Here is an 18234-nt window from a genome sequence, read left to right as displayed (position 1 = left end):
GCGGTAAAAAGCATCATTTATTTATGTAAAAGTTTACGCAGAAAATCGCGCACGTAGGAAATACCCTCGAAAAGTATAGCGAGTAAACCAATAATAACGGTAAATTGCTCGAAGGGGTTCATAATAAATATATGACGTAATCGGCTGGCAATTATTACAATTTTAACCAATTATTTTACCACAACACCTGTTGCATATACTTCCGGCAGCCAGGTATCGATGTAGTCGCTTTTTGCAGTTTGTTCGGTTACGGGCAGCGCCGCTATAGCGTAACGGCTTTCGCGGGCATCATTAACGCCTGCTATAAAGGCCCAGTTGCCCCAATTACTGGCGGGCGAATAATCTATGAGTTTTTCTTCGAAATAAGCGGCGCCTTTCTTCCAGTCGACCTTAAGCTCATTCACCAAAAAACCTGCTGCAATTTGCCTGCTGTAATTATTGATATAGCCCGTAGCGTTCAATTCGTGCATAATGGCATCTACCAGCGGCACGCCTGTTTCCCCATGCTCCCAATGCTCAAAAAGCTCGTTTCTGTTTACTACGCTACCAGTCATACCTGTCAATTCTTCTTTTACGGCGATGAATTTTTGGCCATGTTTTTTAAACATAAACCTGAAATAATCGCGCCACAGTAAATCGAGCAGCATACCCGGGTAAGCCGTATTATTTAGCTGTTGTTGCTTAATAACCTCCCAATAAACCTGCCGCAGCGAGATGCAACCAAGGGCAATCCATGGCGACAGCTTTGACAAATTAAGCGTAGTGTTTTTTTTGCCGATGATGGTGTGGCTGTTATTTAAGAAAAACTTTTCGAGCTGTGCCTGCGCTTCATCTTCGCCCCCAACAAAATGTTCAGTTGCACGCGGGTCGTCAAAGGGTTCGTTCAAGCCCAGCATTTGCAAGGTTGGAATTTCACCTTTATCTTTAATTTCCGGGGCAACTATTTGGTCGGGAGTGGCCACACACTGGCGTACATTACTATCGCGCTCCACCTTCTTCTTAAAAACGGCAAAGCTGTCGGGGATATCCTTTATCGGGAACGGTAAATCCTCTTTATGATATAGTGTATGCCCTATAAAATGCTTCAGATTAAGCCTCATTTTCCAAAGCGCGGTTTCCACTTGTTCAGATATTTCGGTTTCCTCGTGTGCAACTTCGCGGTGATGGTACACTTCGTTTACCTGGTACTCATCGGCAAGTTGTGGCAATATTTCGGCCGGGTTGCCTATCCGGATGATAAGTTCACCGCCCAGTGCCTGTAAATTTTTGCGAAGATTGGCTACCGACTCCAAAAGAAACCTTGCCCTTATATTACCAGTCTTAGGGTTGCCGGACAGATTATGTTTAAAATAGAAAGGGTCGAAACAATAAACAGGTAATACTTTATCGGCTTTACGTATTGCTTCCAATAATATTTCATTATCGCGAATGCGTAAATCATTCCTAAACCATACCAATATTGTTCTTTCGCTCATAGTTAATCAAGGGGGGTTAACTTTACTGCAGTGTACAAATTTGCAATTTATTTATTTGTTACCAACATCTGTAGCCAATATTTGACACCGGCTAAACATTTTTAGTGTGATTTTGGTATTTTAAACAGTACAGGAATTTAAATGTAAGCTATATTTTGTACTATCCTAAATATCCTACCGTTAATTATAGATACCTGTGACATTTACTTACAAGTATTATTTTAATTTTATATTTTCAACTAACACACCTGTTATGGCTACTATCGAAAGCATCCAGAAAGCATATATCGATTTTGTATTAACCGAGGGAACTCAGCCCAAATCGGTTTACGTTTTTGCAAAAAAGAATAAAATGACCGAAGAGGAATTTTATCGCTTCTTTGGCTCGTTCGACGCTATTGAGCAACATTTGTGGACCAACTTTGCGGTGCGCACCATTGCCGAAATAAAAACCCAGGAAGTGTGGGGTCAATATTCGGCACGCGAAAAGGCCTTGTCATTTTTCTACAGCTTTTTTGAGTTGCTTAAAAGCAGCCGCAGTTTTGTTGTTTACAGCATCAAAAAACAGCCGAAATCATTTACCACCCCTGTTATTTTTACTGGTATGAAGGACGCTTTTGAAAGCTTCTGCAGCGATTTGATTACCGAAGGGCTGGAAACGAACGAATTATCCGAACGTAAGTTCTTTAGCAACCGTTATAAGGATGCGCTTTGGGTGCAGTTGGTGTTTGTGCTTAATTTCTGGATAAATGATAACTCGACGGGGTTCGAAAAAACTGATGAGGCTATTGAAAAAGGCATCAACGTAACGTTCGACCTGTTTCAGCGTTCGCCGATCGACAACCTTTTTGAGTATGGCAAGTTTTTAGCCAAAAACGGCGGCTTAACCGAAAAGATGGGCTTTGGAAGCAATTAATTCGTTCGCCGCTATATTTGACATGGACGGCACATTAATAGACAATACCCCCTACCATTTTAAATCGTGGCAGGCCCTTTTTAAAAAATACGGCAAAGGCGAGTTAAGCAAACAAACTTATTACACCCAAATAAGCGGCGTGCCCATTTTGGATACGCTGCGGGGTTTATTTCCCGACCGCGACGAAACCGGGTTAAAGGCGTTGCTTGCCGAAAAAGAAGGACTTTACCGCGAACTGTATGCGCCATACCTGGCGCCAGTGAACGGGCTGGAAAACTTTTTAACCGAACTAAAAAATGCCGGCGTTAAAATGGCAATGGCAACTTCAGCAACGGTAGAAGACATCAACTTTATACTGGATAAAGTGCCGATTCGGGATGATTTTGACGAGATTGTTAACTCAACAATGGTAAGCAAACCCAAGCCCAACCCACAAATATTTTTAAAAGCTGCCGAAAAACTAAACCGTGAGCCTGCTAATTGCGTAGTTTTCGAAGACTCGCTTGCCGGCATTAAGGCGGCGAACGATGCAGGCATGAAGGTTGTCGGCATAACTACGGGCCACCCTGCAGCTGACCTCTACCCGGTTGATTTGGTAATTGATGATTATTCACAACTAACCGTGCAAAAGCTGGCCGCATTATTTAAGGAACATTAACATGAGTGATAAAACACCAAAAGAACAAAACAGCATACCCACCAGCAAGGTTGAGCGCTCGGCCAAATTTGTAAAAACCGGGTTTAAAATTGGTGGCAATTATATTAAGCATTATTCAAAAAAGCTCTTTAATCCGGACATGGATAAAAGTGAATTGAACGAGGATAACGCATCGGATATTTACGAATCTTTAAGCGAGCTAAAGGGCAGCGCGTTAAAAGTGGCGCAGATGCTTAGCATGGATAAAAACCTGCTGCCGCAGGCGTATACTGATAAATTTTCGCAGTCACAGTACAACGCACCTCCCCTTTCGGGCCCGCTGATTGTACAGACCTTTAAAAAATACTTCGGCAAAACGCCCGATAAAATTTACGATAAGTTTAATGTGCGCTCATCAAACGCAGCCTCAATAGGCCAGGTGCACCAGGCCGAACTGGACGGTAAAAAGCTGGCCGTTAAAATACAATATCCGGGTGTTGGTGATTCCATATCGTCCGACCTTAAACTGGTAAAACCCTTTGCTTTCCGGATGCTGGGCATGAGTGAGCGCGAACTTGACGTTTACATGAAAGAAGTGGAGGAACGCCTGCTGGAAGAAACCGATTACGAACTGGAAGTACGCCGTTCTATCGAATTTTCAAATGCGTGCGCGGGGCTGGACAATGTTGTCTTCCCGAAATACTATCCCGAACTATCCAGCAAACGCATCATCACTATGGACTGGCTGGAAGGCAAACACCTGCGCGAGTTTTTACATACCAACCCTTCGCAGCAGCTGCGCAACAAAATTGGGCAGGCGCTTTGGGACTTTTATAACTTTCAGCAGCATGAGCTGCGCGCTGTACACGCCGACCCACACCCCGGTAATTTTATGATTACCAGCGACGAGAAGCTTGGTGTTATTGATTTTGGCTGTATAAAAGAAATGCCCGAAGACTTTTATTACCCCTTCTTCTCGCTTACCTCAACCGGGTTAATGGATAACAAGGAAGAAACCATCAAAGCTTTCCGCCAGCTGGAAATGATACACCCCAATGATACACCGGCACAAATTGAGTTTTACTACGGCATGTACCGGCAAATGATCGGCCTGTTTGCCAAACCTTATATAACCGATCATTTTGATTTTGGCCAAACCGCTTTCTTCGAAGAGTTATACGGCTTTGGCGAAAAAGTGTCAAAAATGCCCGAGTTTAAACAAGCGCGCGGCGTAAAGCATTTTATTTATGTAAACCGTACGAATTTTGGTTTATACAATATATTGCACGAGTTAAAGGCCGAGGTAAAAACGGACACGTTTAAACCACATGTGGTGGAGCAGTTTGTTTAAATAATCGCCAATTTCAAGTTATCAGCTGGCGATAAAGACAATTTTGTTGCTGATAAAACTTGCTGAAAGTTTGGTTGTTAAATTGTTAGTAAGCATATGAAAATACTTCTCGCAGGCGCTAACGGATACATCGGCACCCGGCTCATCCCCGTGTTGCTGGAGAAAGGCCATGATTTGATTTGCCTGGTGAGGGACAAACGCCGTTTTCACGAAAACAGCGACTACAGCACCCATGTAACTTTGCTGACCGGGGATTTACTGAACCCCGAAACTATTGAAGATTTTCCCGCTGATATCGATGCGGCCTACTACCTGGTGCACTCCATGACCGGGAACAAAGATTTTGCTGAACTGGAGGCAACATCAGCCCATAATTTTATTGAGCAGCTTGACAAAACCGATTGTAAACAAACTATATTTTTAAGCGGCATCACCAATGACAGCCACCTGTCGACCCATTTAAAATCGCGCCGGCATGTGGAGGATGTGCTGAAAGAAGGAAAATCAGCGCTTACAGTTTTACGGGCGTCAATTATTATTGGTTCAGGCAGCTCATCATTCGAAATTATCAGGGATCTGACAGAAAAATTACCCTTAATGACCGTACCCCGCTGGGTAAACACCAAATGCCAGCCCATTGCCATAAGAGATGTGCTGGGCTATCTTGAAAGCGTTTTACTTAACCAAAAAGCATATAACCGCACGTTCGATATTGGCGGCCCTGATATCCTCACCTTTAAGAAAATGATGCTAGGCTATGCTGAAGTGCGCAAACTTAAGCGGTACATTATAACCATACCGTTCCTGTCACCAAAAATATCATCTTACTGGCTCTATTTTGTTACATCGGTAAGCTACTCGCTGGCGCAAAGCCTGGTGGATAGCATGAAAAATGAAACCATTGTAAAAGACAACTCAATTAATGAAGTTGCGCAGCGGAAATGCCTTACCTACAAAGAAGCATTGGAGCTCGCATTCGTAAAGATCGAGCAAAACTCTATTGTTTCCAGTTGGAAAGACGCCCTTAACCGTGGCTACCTGGAACCTGGCTTTATGGACCAGATAAAAGTACCTCAAAACGGTACGCTTGAATACAAAGTAAAAACGCCGTTTAAACGCGATGTGAAAGAGGTGTTGAACAACCTGTGGGCCATTGGCGGTAAACGCGGCTGGTACTATTGGAACTGGATTTGGAACCTGCGTGGTTTTTTAGATAAAGTTGTTGGCGGCGTAGGCTCGCGCCGCGGCCGTACCAGCAATATCAATATCTCCCCCGGCGACGCCATCGATTTCTGGCGCGTTTTACTGGCCGACAAACCCCACAAACGCCTGCTGCTTTATGCCGAAATGAAACTTCCCGGCGAAGCCTGGCTCGAATTTAAAATTGTAGAGCGCCATGGTGAAACATTTTTGAGCCAGGTAGCTACCTTCAGGCCCAAAGGTTTATGGGGCAGGTTGTACTGGGCGGCCATGTTCCCGTTTCATATCTTTATTTTTAAGGGGATGGCGGAGCAGATTACAAAGTTTGAAGTATCCGCATAGTCTCAGATTTGACAACTTTTAAAAAGTTGATAAATCCCGAGCGTAATCATTAATTTTTATTCCGATTTTAGCCAATAAAATAACTTACCATGCTCCTTAAAAACACCTTCGTTCACCACGTACATTTCTGGCTTAATGATAAAGCCGATAAACAGCAACTGCTTGACGGCTTAAACTTGCTGCTGCCTATACCGCACATCCGCGAAATACACATTGGCGTACCTGCTGAAACCTTCCGCAGTGTCGTCGATCGCTCATACGATGTTTCGCTGCTGCTGTTATTTGATACCCCCGAAGCACAGGAAGCATACCAGGTTGACCCTACCCACGTAATATTTGCCGAGAACTACGCCAAACCGCTTTGTAGCAAAGTTGTTGTATCGGATAGCGTGAACGTTTAACAGACGATAGTCCATGGACCATAGTAGCAGCATGCAAAAAATTGACCATAGTCCATGGACCATAGTCGATAGTAGAACAACTTAGCCAATACAATTTACCCAATTTTACCATGGTCTATGGCCTATCGTCCATGGACTAACTAACCATCGACTATGAACTCCAAATCCATCCTCCTTACCGGGGGTACGGGCCTTATCGGCATAAAGCTTACCGAACAATTGCTGGCTAAAGGCTGGCGGGTAAGCCATTTAAGCCGCAGCGCGGGCAAAAACCCGCAGGTAAAAACCTTTTTGTGGGATGTTAACAAGGGAGAAATAGACCCAGCCTGCATTGATGGCGTTGATGTAATTGTTCATCTTGCTGGCGCTGCCATTGCTGATAAACGCTGGACCGACGAGCGCAAAAAAGAAATTATAGACAGCCGGGCAAAATCAATTAGATTAATTTATAACCTCCTGGGTACAAAAAAGCACCAGGTTTCATCCATAGTATCTGCATCAGCCATTGGCTATTACAGCGACCGGGGTGATGAGTTGCTAACTGAAGAAAGTCCACCCAATACCGATTTTATGGCCAATTGCTGCATGGAATGGGAAAATGCGGTCGACGAGGGGCAAAAGCTTGGTTTACGCATCGTAAAATTCCGCACTGGCGTGGTGCTTGCTGTTGATGGCGCTTTAAAGCTAATGGCGCAGCCTGTTAAATTATATGTTGGCTCTCCCTTAGGCAGCGGCGAACAATGGGTGCCCTGGATACACTGGCAGGATGTGGTTGATATGTATATGCTGGGTATTGAAAATGAAAGCTTCGCCGGCGTTTATAACCAGGTTGCCCCTACTCCGGTGACGAATGCACAGCTTACCAAAGCCATTGCCAAACAATTGCACAAACCTTTATGGGCGCCAAAAGTGCCGGCATTTGTTTTAAAGCTTATTATGGGCGAAATGAGCACCATTGTACTTGGCAGCACCAAAGTATCGGCGCAAAAAATTGAGGGCGCCGGATTTAAATTCAAATACCCGGAAATTACATCAGCCCTGGCAGAAATTTATGGATAAACAACCTGTTTCGATATTTTGGTTCAGGCGCGATTTACGGCTTGACGATAACGCCGGCCTTTATCATGCACTGAAAAGCGGTAAGCCAGTATTGCCCATATTTATTTTTGATAAGGGAATACTGGATAAACTGGAAGATAAAGACGATGCCCGCGTAACCTTTATTTACGAAACTATTGCCACACTGGATAATGAACTGCATCAACATGGCAGCAGTTTACTGGTTTTGTATGACAAGCCCGAAAATGCATGGAGCAAGCTGCTAAAAGAGTACAACATATCTGCTGTTTATAGCAATCACGATTATGAACCTTATGCCAAAGAACGTGATGAAGCGGTTGCGTCATTATTAAAAAAACACGACATCAGCTTTAATACTTATAAGGACCAGGTAATATTTGACCGCGATGAGGTGACAAAGGATGATGGCAAGCCTTACACCGTTTATACGCCTTACATGCGTAAATGGCACCAAAAGCTTACACCATTTTATCTGAAGGCTTATCCCAATCATAAATATTTCGAAAACTTTTATCAAACTGAATCATTTTCGTTGCCCGGTTTAAAAGCAATGGGTTTTGAAAAAAGTGGTCTCGAATTACCCGAAATCCATTACAAAGAACTGATTGCCGATTATGCAGAAAAACGCGACTTCCCTGCTATAAAAGGCACCACCCATATAGGCCTTCATTTGCGGTTTGGCACCGTGAGCATCCGCGAACTGGCGCGTACGGCCAATACCTTTAACGAGAAAACATGGTTAAATGAGCTGGTGTGGCGCGAGTTTTACATGATGATACTTTACCATTTCCCGCATACGGGCGACCATGCCTTTCGCCCGGAATACGACCGGATAAAGTGGAACAACGACGAAAAACAATTTGAGGCCTGGTGCAAGGGCGAAACCGGTTACCCACTGGTTGATGCCGGCATACGTGAACTAAACGCCACAGGCTATATGCACAACCGCGTGCGCATGGTGGTAGCCAGTTTTTTAAGCAAAGATTTACTGATAGACTGGCGCTGGGGCGAACGCTATTTTGCCCGCAAGCTGCTCGATTATGAAATGGCCAGCAACGTTGGTGGCTGGCAATGGTCGGCCGGTTCCGGTACCGATGCTGCGCCGTATTTCCGGATTTTCAATCCTGAATCGCAGATGAAGAAATTCGACCCCAAACTTGAATATGTAAAAAAATGGGTTCCGGAATATGCCGATTTCAGCAAATATCCAAAACCCATTGTTGATCACGCTTTTGCGCGCGAAAGGTGTTTGAAGGCTTTTAAAGAAGCGCTGTCAAAATAACTATTGAGTTACTGTTAAAACCTCATAACTAAATTTCAAAACACTGTTTGTTGGGATACTGCCGGCTGTGGTGTTTCCATAGGCAAGATCCGAGGGTAGTATCATTTCGAATTTGGTTCCCGCAACAGCAACTTTTTGCAGTACTTCCGACACGCCGCTAATTAAGGTCGAAATGGACTGTGTTGCAATATTAGTTCCGTTATAGCTTCCGTCAAAAACACTTCCGTTCAATAATTCGCCGGTGTATGTACAGGTTATTGTACTATTCGGCCCTATTTTATCGGTACCGGTCCCAGGTGTTTGAATTTTATAGTAATAAAAATACCCTGGCTTTGCGTCACTTTCAACCTTGGTATAAGTTGATATATCACTCACCCTGCTTTGTATCAATTGCTGATCATAATCTTTATAGCTATCAATTACATGCACATAATAATCGAGGCACTGGTTACCTGCAATTTTTGTGTTTGCATTGCTCGAACTACCTAAACCGTAGCCACTAACCCCGTAAGCCAAGTGCGAAGGTATCAGTAACCGTGCGCTTGCGCCTTTGTATTTTACAATGTTCCGTATCGCCATCTCCAGGCCGTAAGGCATGGCATTCGATGTTAAATGACCAAGGTAGTCTTCCATCCGGTTCTGTATAGTATCAGCCGAAATATATTGACCATCAACCGAGCGCAACGTAAATACAAACGAAACCTTGTCAGGATAATCAAGCTGCTGTAATGTTGTTGCAGGAGGCACAACTTTACCGGGCAGCAGCAGCTGGTAATAAATACCCGAACTATCCTGCTTCGAAGTATCCTTTTGCATGCCGGTAATCCCGTGCGAACTTATATAGGCTTGTATCTGGGCATCGTCATATTGTTTAATATCAAGCTCAATTTTGTCTTTGCGGCATGATACCAAACCTATAGCAGAAATTAAAAGAAGGGTAAAAATTTTTTGTCTCATTTGTTATTTGTTGTTTTAGCGGCTTGTCGCTGCCCTCATCACATACCTTTTTCGCTGTTATAAATATGCTGAGCTTGTTATGTTAGTTGGTTATATTGTAAAGTTTTATTCTAAAAATCAATATCGCATTTGCCGGCAATCCGTACGACGGCTGCGCAAACGGCCCGTAAGCATAATGCGAAGGAACGTACAAAGTTACTGTCCCCCCTTTTTTTACCCCCGATTTTGCTATTCCGTACTGCCAACCCATTATCGTACTTCCTAATACGTACGACGGATGAAACTGGTCCGTGGTAATAAATGTGGTCCCCGTCTGCAAGTTTGTACCTGTATACCCAACCGTTATCCTGGTTGAGTTGGTAAGCACATCGTTACCGCCGCCAAGCGTATCAACCACGTAATATATCCCCAAACCAACCCCGGCCGAATCGACCTGCTTGGCTGTTATGCTGTTTTTTTGCAAATATGCGGTTATAATTTTAGCATCAACCGCCTGTTGCGCCCTTATCTGGGCCGGCACATCGTTGGCGTTTTTACATCCCGCAAAACAAGCGCACAATAGCAATAAAAATAACAGTATCCTGTTCATCCTGGCATTTATCCGGTTTATTTGCCTTTAAATTAAGCAGCTAATGCACAAACACGGCCCCTATATTTCAATCGGCAAATTTATTCTTTTATAATTCAAAAACAGCAGCTTAACATTTTTTAACAAATTAATGGTGCAAGCCACTAAAAGCCTGTACGTTTTAAGCCCCGTTTTCGCAACTTATAACGGTGTTTCTTTGATAAACGTGTGTGGTTTAAGTTGATTGGGTTGAGTTCGGTTGATTAAGTTAAATTTTGTAGAGGAATACTGCTTGTACATCTACAGGCGCGTAATTGTAATAACCGGGATCAAGCAGATTTTAGGATTTATCAGATTTCGCTTTCACATAATATCGAATGGTTATTCGAATCGCCCTATAGTAAAGAAAATCTGTTACTCTGCTTGATGCCTGTTTAGAAAAATCGGGGCGTTCCCGCTGATAGAAGCGGGCGGGCCATACGTTCATACGCCCCCAGGCATTAAGCGCGGGCCGGTATCCACTGCTGTCCCTAACGCAAATTGTACCACTTTATTTATTGGTCACAAAATAAATCTAAAAGATCTCCACTCACTATTAACCCCACTCACTACTCACAACTCACTACTCACTCACTTCACCTCTCCCGGCTTAAAATTCATCGTCAACGTATTCACCTTCTTCAGCATCTTTATCAAGTATTCCCGGTCGGCTTCGCTGATGTTATCATTAAGGTAATTGTTAAACTGGCGCCCTATCACCCGGGCCAGGTGCCGCTTCTCCTTGCCCAATTCCGTTAAATAAATCTTTACCGACCGTTTATCCCCTTCGTTTGATTCCCTCGTTATCAACCCTGATTTTTCAAGTTGCGCAAGCATCCGTGATAAACTGGTTGATTTTAACCCCAGCAACGCCGCAACCTGCGACACCGTAGTACCCTCCTTCTCATCAATATTTATCAGCAAATATCCTATCGACTGCGTAATGCCAAACTCGGTAACTATTTGATTGTACCGGTTAGCCACAGTTTGCCAAACTATCTTTAAAAAATAATCAATAGTTTCCTGGTGTTTCAATTGGTTCATAGTTCATGGTTCATGGTTCATGGCAGGACGGGCTCGCGGTTGTTGTTTTTGCTGGCGAGCGGCAGTAGAAGTATTTAGTAGCAGTCGTTAGAAATCTGGCACTTTTAATAGTTGTTTGCCTGTCAACTTCCTACTCACAACTGCCAACTACTTCACCACCCCAGCCCCGTATCATCTCCTCTTGGGTCGGCTCCGCCGTAGTAGCCATCCTTGGTTATCAATATGGCGTCAACGCGGCCGCTTGCACCACCGCTTATAATTTTATATCCCTTTTGCTCCAGCTTGCTTATTGCTGCCGGATCAAGTGCGTCTTTTTCGATGTTTACCTGGTCAGGCAGCCATTGGTGGTGGAAACGTTTCGACGTAACCGCTTGCTGCATATCTTCGTCAAACTCAATTACGTTCAAAATGGTTTGAAATACCGAAGTTATTATTGTTGAGCCGCCCGGCGTACCTACCACCATAAACAATTTGCCACCTTTTTCAATAATAGTTGGCGTCATTGACGACAGCATGCGTTTGCCTGGCTGTATGCTATTTGCCTTACCACCAATCAGTCCGAACATATTCGGCACGCCCGGTTTCGAGCTAAAATCATCCATTTCGTTGTTCAGCAAAAAGCCTGCGCCACCAACCAGTATTTTTGAGCCGAACGAACCATTAAGTGTAGTGGTTATCGAAACCGAATTGCCTTCTTTATCAACTATTGAATAGTGGGTAGTTTGGTCGCTTTCGTACCCCACAAACGCACCTGGTTGTATGCTGCTGCTTGGTGTGGCTGCGTTCCAGTTAAATGTTTTCATCCGGTTATCAAGATAGGTTGGGTTTAGCAAGCTATCCACCGGCACTTTATAAAAATCTGGATCGCCAAGATATTTGGAACGGTCGGCGTATACACGGCGCTCAGCTTCAACAATCAGTTGCACGGTCGAATCCTGGTTATGGCCCCAGCGGTGCAGCGGGTATTTTTCAACCGAATGGAGCAACTGAAGCAAAGCAATCCCCCCGCTTGATGGCGGCGGCATGGTGATAATTTTATAGTCTTTATATTTTCCGGTTATTGCGTTGCGCCAAACTGAATGATAATTTTGTAAATCCGCCTTCGAAATCAGTCCGTTACCGGCTCGCATTTCGGCTGCTATTTCATCAGCTACTTTACCGGCATAAAATCCGTCGCGGCCTTTATCTCGTATTAATTCCAGCGTCTTTGCCAGGTCTTCTTGCACCAGCAAGTCACCTTCTTTCCAGGCTACGTCCTTTAAAAAATATGTTTTGCCGGGGTTCAGCTTCCTGAACTGCGGGCCACCCCAGTTTAATGAGCCGGCCAACCGCCTGGATATTGCAAAACCGTTACGTGCAAGGGCTATAGCTGGTTGGACCAAATCGGCCCATTTAAGCTTGCCATATTTGCGGTGCGCCTCAGCCATCCCGTCAACCGAGCCGGGTACACCCGATGCCTGGTGCGTGGCAAGGCTCATATCTTTTACCACATTACCCGCACTGTCCAAAAACATATTGGCACTTGCAGCAGCAGGGGCTTTTTCCCTAAAATCAAGTGTATTGGTGCTTCCCTTTGCCGACCGGTAAACCATAAAGCCGCCTCCCCCGATGTTGCCCGCCTCGGGGTGCGTAACCGCAAGTGCAAATTGTACTGCAACGGCAGCATCAACCGCGTTGCCGCCTTTTTTTAATATGTCCAAACCAACTTTTGATGCATTTGGCGTGGCGCAAACCACCATTCCGTTCCGGTACGGGCCATCCGGCGTTTTGGCGGCAGGATCCTGGGCAACGGCTGTTTGTAAAATAGTTGCACAAAAAAGCAGTATTGCGGCTTGTTTTAAAAGGTGTGGACGATGCATACGGGATTTATAAAATAATCGGGCTAATTTATCATATTTCAATTTAAAAAATGACGGTATTGGTTTATAAAGATTGAAATGCTGATATCATCATGGTCAGTCCTTTGAACAACGCAAAAAGGTATTAACAGTGTTAACACAATTTTGAAATTTTTTAGGTTAAATACCTTATAACCAAATACTTAAACTTTTTAGAGTATCAACACGCGATTTCATTTTTTTTATTCTTACAAAGTCAGTGTTCACCCACCGCGGGGGCATCTGCGAGACATCCTAAAGAAACAGTGCACACCGTTCCGTCCCCCTAAAATATATTATTCATATCCCCCTAGTCATAAATTTTCTCAAATATTTTCAACTGTAAATCAGCAGTTTGCTACCCTTTAAAGACCGCTATCCCTTTAAAATACCAATAAAACCACATTTTCGCCGTTATGTTGCTTTTACATATTATGAAAATATTATGCGGTAACATCCAAAATAATAGTTTCATCAACCTTGACAAAACAAATTTATCGAATGAAAAAATTACTCGTTTACTCATTTATTTTAGCCGCTTCGTTATTAATAAGCACACGTACAAAAGCACAAGATTATAAAACCGCCGTGGGACTTAAATTCGGCGGTTACGAAAACGGCATCTCAGGCAAGTATTTTACTACCCCCGACGTGGCCATTGAAGGTTTGCTGGGTTTCCGCTCGCATGGCGTGGTTATCACCGGCCTGTATGAATTTCACCAGGAGGCATTTGGCGTTAAAGAACTGAAATTCTACTACGGTGCAGGTGCGCACATTGGCTCGATAGGCAGCGGCCTTTACCGTCGTTTTAACGGCAGCGACGAATACTACAATAACAGCCACATATTGCTGGGTGTTGATGGTGTCATCGGCCTCGAGTACCTTATACCGCAATCGCCCATTGCTGTAAGCCTTGATTTAAACCCACGCGCCGAACTCGCCACCGGTCCATTTTTTGATATCGCTCCGGGGCTGGGATTGAAGTATACCTTTTAGTCCGAAAGTCGGGAAAGTCAGTAAAGTCTGTAGAAGCTGCAAGTTTTAGTCCGGAAAGTCGGAAAAGTCAGTAAAGTCCGAAGAAGCTGCAATCAAGCATTTTCGGGCTTTACTGGCTTTTTTATCTAATAAACTTTCCGTCTTTGCTGACTTTCCCGACTCAACGCAACACTATCACCTTCGTATTATAAACCATTTGCCCCAGTTGTATCTTTAAAATATAAGTACCCGGCGGTAAGTAGGTTACATCTGCCACGGTGCTGAAATTACCTGCAGCAATGCTTTGCTTACTGGTATTTACAACCTGCCCGGCAATATTTATTAATGATATGGTTAAATCTGCAGGCGCTTTGGCGGCAAAAAGAATGCTGAGCGGGCCGCTTGCCGGGTTGGGGAACACTACAAGGCCTATATCAGTTTTGTTATTGGCGCCGGTAGCTGTTATTATGTATACATAATTATCAGACAGTACCGTGCAGCCACCATCAAGCACCAGCGCAACCTGGTAATTGCCGCTTTGTGTAGGCGTATAAGTAGCGCCGACAGCCCCTGCAATAGGTTTACCATTTAAATACCATTGATTGTTGGTGGCCACGCTGGAATTTAAAACAGCCCCGTTTTGTGTAATAACGGGCTTTGAAACAGTTACAGATTGTCGCGATACCGAAGGGCACCCAGCGCTTTTTACCTTCATGTCGTAAAAATAGTAATAGTACGTTTTGTAGGCCGCGGTATCCGGGTTGGCAGTGGCGCTGTTGCCGGTTATACTGAAAACATCGCCTATTTTAAAAGGGTAGCCGGTAACGCCTACGTTGTTGCGATATAAGGTGGAATTGCTGTCAAACTCGACATTTATAGTATAATTACCGGCTGCAGGCAGCTGTAAATTAAGATTGTAAACCGCACCCTGGTCATTCGGATCGTCGGGTTGTGCGCCGGCCAGTGGCGTTGTGCGGGTTGCAACGGCGTTAATGGTCGAGGTCGATACGGTACGGCCGCTGGCATCGTTCACATTAAAAGTAATTTTTCCCGAATTGCCGATATACAATCGGGCGCTTTCAATAACAACCGGCACTTTGGTATTTACATTAACATATGGCGTAAACTGATTATATCCGCCTTCGGTAAATACATTTTTTGTAGCGGGACCAACTGTTCCTTTAAAATCGTTCACACCTGCATAAAACGTATTGTTAACCGGGGCAGTTGCGGTTGTTCCGGGCGAGCCCCATGCCACCGGGATAGCGTCGCCAATATTTTGGTACCACAATATGGTTCCGTCGGCCGTGCCGGTTAAGCGGTAGTCTTTACTGTCGGTACAGTAATAAGCTGTTAAACCGGTCGCTTCTGGTGGCAGGCTGATAGTCACCGCGGCTGATACCTGGTTGTTGGCAGCAACAGGGTCGCCGGCGAGGCTCGTAAAAGCTATAATGTTGTAATTAGCTCCGGCAACCGCATTAAAAGGCGTACTAAAAGTAAAATCTTCCTGCTCCGAAGCTTGTAAGATGCCAGTATAAGTTCCTGTTAAAGTAGTTGTAACGTTAGCCGCGTCAGTAATGGTTGCCGTTACCGGGATATTGCTTATCGGTAACCTCCCAAAGTTTTTTATTGATATTGTAACCTGGTTAGCGTCTGAGCACGAACCCGAGGTACTGGGGTTTACGATAGCCGTGGCGCCTGCATCCGTTGCCGGCAGTACAAATTGCACGCGGTAGTCCTGCGTTTCGCCTTTGGCATAGGTGCCGCAGGCTTGTATTACTGATGCGTCATTGGTTTCGGCAAGTACAACACGCATAATGCTGTAGTCGCCGGCTACAACGGTTGCAGGTACGGTTATGTTTGTAGTATATGAGCCTGTTCCGTTAATAATTCCTGAAGTTGCTACAAGTTCATTAGCACCAAAAATACCATCTCCGTTCCAGTCGATATATACTTTGGCGGCCTTGTTAAAGTCAGCGCCGCAGGTACCCAGGGTAAGGCTCAGCGGGTATGTTTTCGCCAGCTCCAGTTGAATGGTTTTGTCGGTATGGTCGGAGTAAGTGGTGCAGCCCGCAGGTGGTGTATAATTAAGGTTTGCCAATGTTACATTGTTAACCCGCGAGTCGGCGCTTGAAAGTGGGGTTGAAACACAATAAACATGCCCCCCCACCCCGGTCGCAATAAGCGAATAATCCTGAACACCACCCTGCAGCGTTCCTTTGTGCGAAACAGTGATGGTGTATGCTTTGCCCGTTACAGCCCCGGGAATATAAACCTGTTCAATATTATCTAAAATATTATCGCCTGTTGTAGCTGCAGCGGCCGGGTGCAAGGGGTCGAGTATCCAGGGTTTAAATGTGTTGGTACCATCGCTAACCCTTACGTCCAGGTCGTTCACCAGTTTCGGGGTGCGACTGTTAATGGTACCATCGGGGGTAATAGTGCCTGCGGGGTCGGTCCATGATATGGATACCAGAAGTGGTCCCTGGCCCGATGCCACCACATTAAATATTTGTTTCTGCCCCTGTTGCAGTTTATTTTCTGTTACCAGGCTTTTGCCGCCATTATCGGTTATCGCCTGGGCGGCTTTCTTCATGTCCAGCAACCCCCAGCCATAAATATAATCGGGGCCGGCATTGCCTGCATCAAAGGCTGTATGGCAGGCAAGGCCCTTAAGGGTAGCCGCACGCATAAAGCCGCCGCTATTTTTCTGCGCATAATATTCCTGCAGCAAATAAAGCGACCCGGTAACATTTGGCGCCGACATTGATGTTCCGGATAGGGTAATGTATGATGTTGTGCCGCCACTGCCGGTTGAGAGCAGGTTAACGCCATCGGCAACAAGATCCGGTTTTATCCGGCCGTCATCGGTGGGGCCGTAACTGCTAAAGTAAGCAATGCTGATCCCGCTGCTGGAAGCAGGGCCGTTAGGCAAGGGGTTTATTGCCCCCACAGTTAAAATATTTTTGGCATTCCCTGTTGTTGCTATTACGTCGTAGCCATCATTATTACTTATTCCGGCAGGCCGCGGGCCTTTATCAACCAATGTCTGGTTTGTCTTGCTTGCGTATCCATAATAGTCATCGCCCACCGCCGGCCCGGTATCCGCACGACTGTTACCTGCCGACTCAACAATTAAATAGTAAGGCGCGTTGTAGGCTATCTTATCCCAGCTTTGGGTGCGGTCGCCGTAAAAGCCAAAACTGTAGTCAACACTGTCGCCGGGCAGGCCGTACCATTCCCAGTGATTAGCGCCATCATTAAAATACCATCCTGCGGCATCGCCATAGGAGTGGTTTGACAGCAGCAAACCCGAAGCAGCACCGCTCATCTCGGTTATATCGTTATCAAAATCATACGATTGCAGGGTGGCGGCATTAAAGGCCATGCCTTTAGCCGCCGGGAATACACCCTTTGCTATCATGGTACCTGATACGTGTGTGGCATGGTCAATTACGCCGGTCGAATCGTGCAGGGTAATAGTTTTGCCCGCAAATTCCTGGTGGCCCCGGTAAACCGAACCACCGTCCCAAATGGCAAGTTTATTGTTGAGTACGCTGCTTGATCCGGAAAGGTTTAAACCTGTCGAGCCACCGGGTTGCACAGCATTGGTACCGGTGGTTGCTGCTGCTGTAGTGTTGTTATCTGTTTTAAGATAGATGGGAAAACCCAGGCTGTTTATCCCCTGCAACGATATAACTCCGCCGTTCCGCGTTTTCCGTTTAACGGCCCAGCCATTCTTTTTTGCCAACGCCAGCGCCTTTTGATAACTGAGGATAAAATTGCTGTGTGATTTTGCCGACAAGCCAATGAGCACCTTTTTGCCGGTATCGTTAACCAATACCTGTTGGGCATAACTTTTATCGGCGAAGCACAGCAATATTAGTATTGTGCAAATTGCTGTGTATAATTTATTCATATGCTTAACCCGTGTATTTTTTCGAAAAATATATTGCCGGTAAAGGCCGCTTTTTTAAACCGCAATATAAAACTTGTTTTTCTTTAAATCCCACCCCTTTTACGGAAACAATGGCTATTAGTTTACCGTATAACATGCCCGTTACAGTTTTTTTAAGTACAGGCGTTTTTT

At 44.9% G+C, this 18234-nt stretch carries 14 protein-coding genes; 8 read left to right on the top strand and 6 right to left on the bottom strand.

The window, feature by feature from the left end:
* Nucleotides 1-170: 170 nt before the first annotated feature.
* A complete protein-coding gene (locus Q0R52_RS06555; RefSeq protein WP_295793248.1) occupies nucleotides 171-1475 on the bottom strand; it encodes a DASH family cryptochrome in 1305 nt (434 codons plus the stop codon).
* A gap of 253 nt (nucleotides 1476-1728) precedes the next feature.
* Here Q0R52_RS06555 and Q0R52_RS06550 point away from each other — a divergent pair, with 253 nt between their 5' ends.
* The 7 genes from Q0R52_RS06550 (at nucleotide 1729) to Q0R52_RS06520 (ending at nucleotide 8684) form a co-directional block, all read left to right on the top strand.
* The gene (locus Q0R52_RS06550) at nucleotides 1729-2391 is read left to right on the top strand and encodes a TetR family transcriptional regulator C-terminal domain-containing protein (protein ID WP_252793006.1); all 663 of its coding nucleotides are present in this window, start codon (nucleotides 1729-1731) and stop codon (nucleotides 2389-2391) included.
* Complete coding sequence (locus Q0R52_RS06545; RefSeq protein WP_295793247.1) at nucleotides 2378-3049, top strand: HAD family phosphatase; 672 nt, start codon at nucleotides 2378-2380, stop codon at nucleotides 3047-3049. The genes Q0R52_RS06550 and Q0R52_RS06545 overlap by 14 nt, the downstream gene beginning before the upstream one ends.
* Before the next feature lies 1 nt (nucleotide 3050).
* Nucleotides 3051-4379 carry an AarF/ABC1/UbiB kinase family protein gene (locus Q0R52_RS06540; RefSeq protein ID WP_295793246.1) on the top strand — a complete coding sequence of 443 codons (1329 nt, stop codon included), beginning with the start codon at nucleotides 3051-3053 and terminating at the stop codon, nucleotides 4377-4379.
* Nucleotides 4380-4475: 96 nt separating this feature from the next.
* Entirely contained in the window at nucleotides 4476-5921 is a 1446-nt protein-coding gene (locus Q0R52_RS06535) for an SDR family oxidoreductase (protein ID WP_295793245.1), read from the top strand.
* Nucleotides 5922-6010: 89 nt separating this feature from the next.
* Complete coding sequence (locus Q0R52_RS06530; protein WP_252793002.1) at nucleotides 6011-6322, top strand: Dabb family protein; 312 nt, start codon at nucleotides 6011-6013, stop codon at nucleotides 6320-6322.
* Nucleotides 6323-6475: 153 nt separating this feature from the next.
* Nucleotides 6476-7381, top strand: a complete 906-nt coding sequence (locus Q0R52_RS06525) for a TIGR01777 family oxidoreductase (protein WP_295793244.1) — start codon at nucleotides 6476-6478, stop codon at nucleotides 7379-7381.
* Nucleotides 7374-8684 carry a deoxyribodipyrimidine photo-lyase gene (locus Q0R52_RS06520; protein WP_295793243.1) on the top strand — a complete coding sequence of 437 codons (1311 nt, stop codon included), beginning with the start codon at nucleotides 7374-7376 and terminating at the stop codon, nucleotides 8682-8684. The genes Q0R52_RS06525 and Q0R52_RS06520 overlap by 8 nt, the downstream gene beginning before the upstream one ends.
* On the opposite strand, the gene Q0R52_RS06515 is transcribed toward Q0R52_RS06520, so the two are convergent.
* From Q0R52_RS06515 to ggt, 4 genes are all read right to left on the bottom strand, one after another.
* Nucleotides 8685-9641 carry an FKBP-type peptidyl-prolyl cis-trans isomerase gene (locus Q0R52_RS06515; RefSeq protein ID WP_295793242.1) on the bottom strand — a complete coding sequence of 319 codons (957 nt, stop codon included), beginning with the start codon at nucleotides 9639-9641 and terminating at the stop codon, nucleotides 8685-8687. It lies immediately after the preceding gene.
* Nucleotides 9642-9723: 82 nt separating this feature from the next.
* On the bottom strand, nucleotides 9724-10230 hold the full coding sequence (locus Q0R52_RS06510) for an FKBP-type peptidyl-prolyl cis-trans isomerase (RefSeq protein WP_295793240.1): 507 nt from the start codon (nucleotides 10228-10230) through the stop codon (nucleotides 9724-9726).
* A gap of 609 nt (nucleotides 10231-10839) precedes the next feature.
* On the bottom strand, nucleotides 10840-11292 hold the full coding sequence (locus Q0R52_RS06505) for a MarR family transcriptional regulator (RefSeq protein ID WP_295793239.1): 453 nt from the start codon (nucleotides 11290-11292) through the stop codon (nucleotides 10840-10842).
* Between the two features lie 152 nt (nucleotides 11293-11444).
* Nucleotides 11445-13151 carry a gamma-glutamyltransferase gene (ggt, locus tag Q0R52_RS06500; RefSeq protein ID WP_295793238.1) on the bottom strand — a complete coding sequence of 569 codons (1707 nt, stop codon included), beginning with the start codon at nucleotides 13149-13151 and terminating at the stop codon, nucleotides 11445-11447.
* A 519-nt stretch (nucleotides 13152-13670) separates the two neighbouring features.
* Between ggt and Q0R52_RS06495 the strand changes: the two genes are divergently transcribed.
* A complete protein-coding gene (locus Q0R52_RS06495; protein ID WP_295793236.1) occupies nucleotides 13671-14165 on the top strand; it encodes a hypothetical protein in 495 nt (164 codons plus the stop codon).
* A 160-nt stretch (nucleotides 14166-14325) separates the two neighbouring features.
* On the opposite strand, the gene Q0R52_RS06490 is transcribed toward Q0R52_RS06495, so the two are convergent.
* Nucleotides 14326-18063, bottom strand: a complete 3738-nt coding sequence (locus Q0R52_RS06490) for a S8 family serine peptidase (protein WP_295793235.1) — start codon at nucleotides 18061-18063, stop codon at nucleotides 14326-14328.
* Nucleotides 18064-18234: the final 171 nt, after the last annotated feature.

Source organism: Mucilaginibacter sp. (assembly GCF_025359345.1).
Lineage (GTDB): Bacteria > Bacteroidota > Bacteroidia > Sphingobacteriales > Sphingobacteriaceae > Mucilaginibacter.
The sequence above is the reverse complement of the archived record's forward strand: the minus strand, read 5'-3'. Positions and strand labels throughout refer to the sequence as shown.

Bases quoted from the DNA above. Each gene is read 5' to 3' on its own strand.
- Q0R52_RS06490 (WP_295793235.1), bottom strand. From the start codon at position 18,063: ATGAATAAATTATACACAGCAATTTGCACAATACTAATATTGCTGTGC.
- Q0R52_RS06510 (WP_295793240.1), bottom strand. From the start codon at position 10,230: ATGAACAGGATACTGTTATTTTTATTGCTATTGTGCGCTTGTTTTGCG.
- ggt (WP_295793238.1), bottom strand. From the start codon at position 13,151: ATGCATCGTCCACACCTTTTAAAACAAGCCGCAATACTGCTTTTTTGT.
- Q0R52_RS06540 (WP_295793246.1), top strand. From the start codon at position 3,051: ATGAGTGATAAAACACCAAAAGAACAAAACAGCATACCCACCAGCAAG.
- Q0R52_RS06535 (WP_295793245.1), top strand. From the start codon at position 4,476: ATGAAAATACTTCTCGCAGGCGCTAACGGATACATCGGCACCCGGCTC.
- Q0R52_RS06555 (WP_295793248.1), bottom strand. From the start codon at position 1,475: ATGAGCGAAAGAACAATATTGGTATGGTTTAGGAATGATTTACGCATT.
- Q0R52_RS06520 (WP_295793243.1), top strand. From the start codon at position 7,374: ATGGATAAACAACCTGTTTCGATATTTTGGTTCAGGCGCGATTTACGG.
- Q0R52_RS06495 (WP_295793236.1), top strand. From the start codon at position 13,671: ATGAAAAAATTACTCGTTTACTCATTTATTTTAGCCGCTTCGTTATTA.
- Q0R52_RS06525 (WP_295793244.1), top strand. From the start codon at position 6,476: ATGAACTCCAAATCCATCCTCCTTACCGGGGGTACGGGCCTTATCGGC.
- Q0R52_RS06550 (WP_252793006.1), top strand. From the start codon at position 1,729: ATGGCTACTATCGAAAGCATCCAGAAAGCATATATCGATTTTGTATTA.
- Q0R52_RS06530 (WP_252793002.1), top strand. From the start codon at position 6,011: ATGCTCCTTAAAAACACCTTCGTTCACCACGTACATTTCTGGCTTAAT.
- Q0R52_RS06515 (WP_295793242.1), bottom strand. From the start codon at position 9,641: ATGAGACAAAAAATTTTTACCCTTCTTTTAATTTCTGCTATAGGTTTG.
- Q0R52_RS06505 (WP_295793239.1), bottom strand. From the start codon at position 11,292: ATGAACCAATTGAAACACCAGGAAACTATTGATTATTTTTTAAAGATA.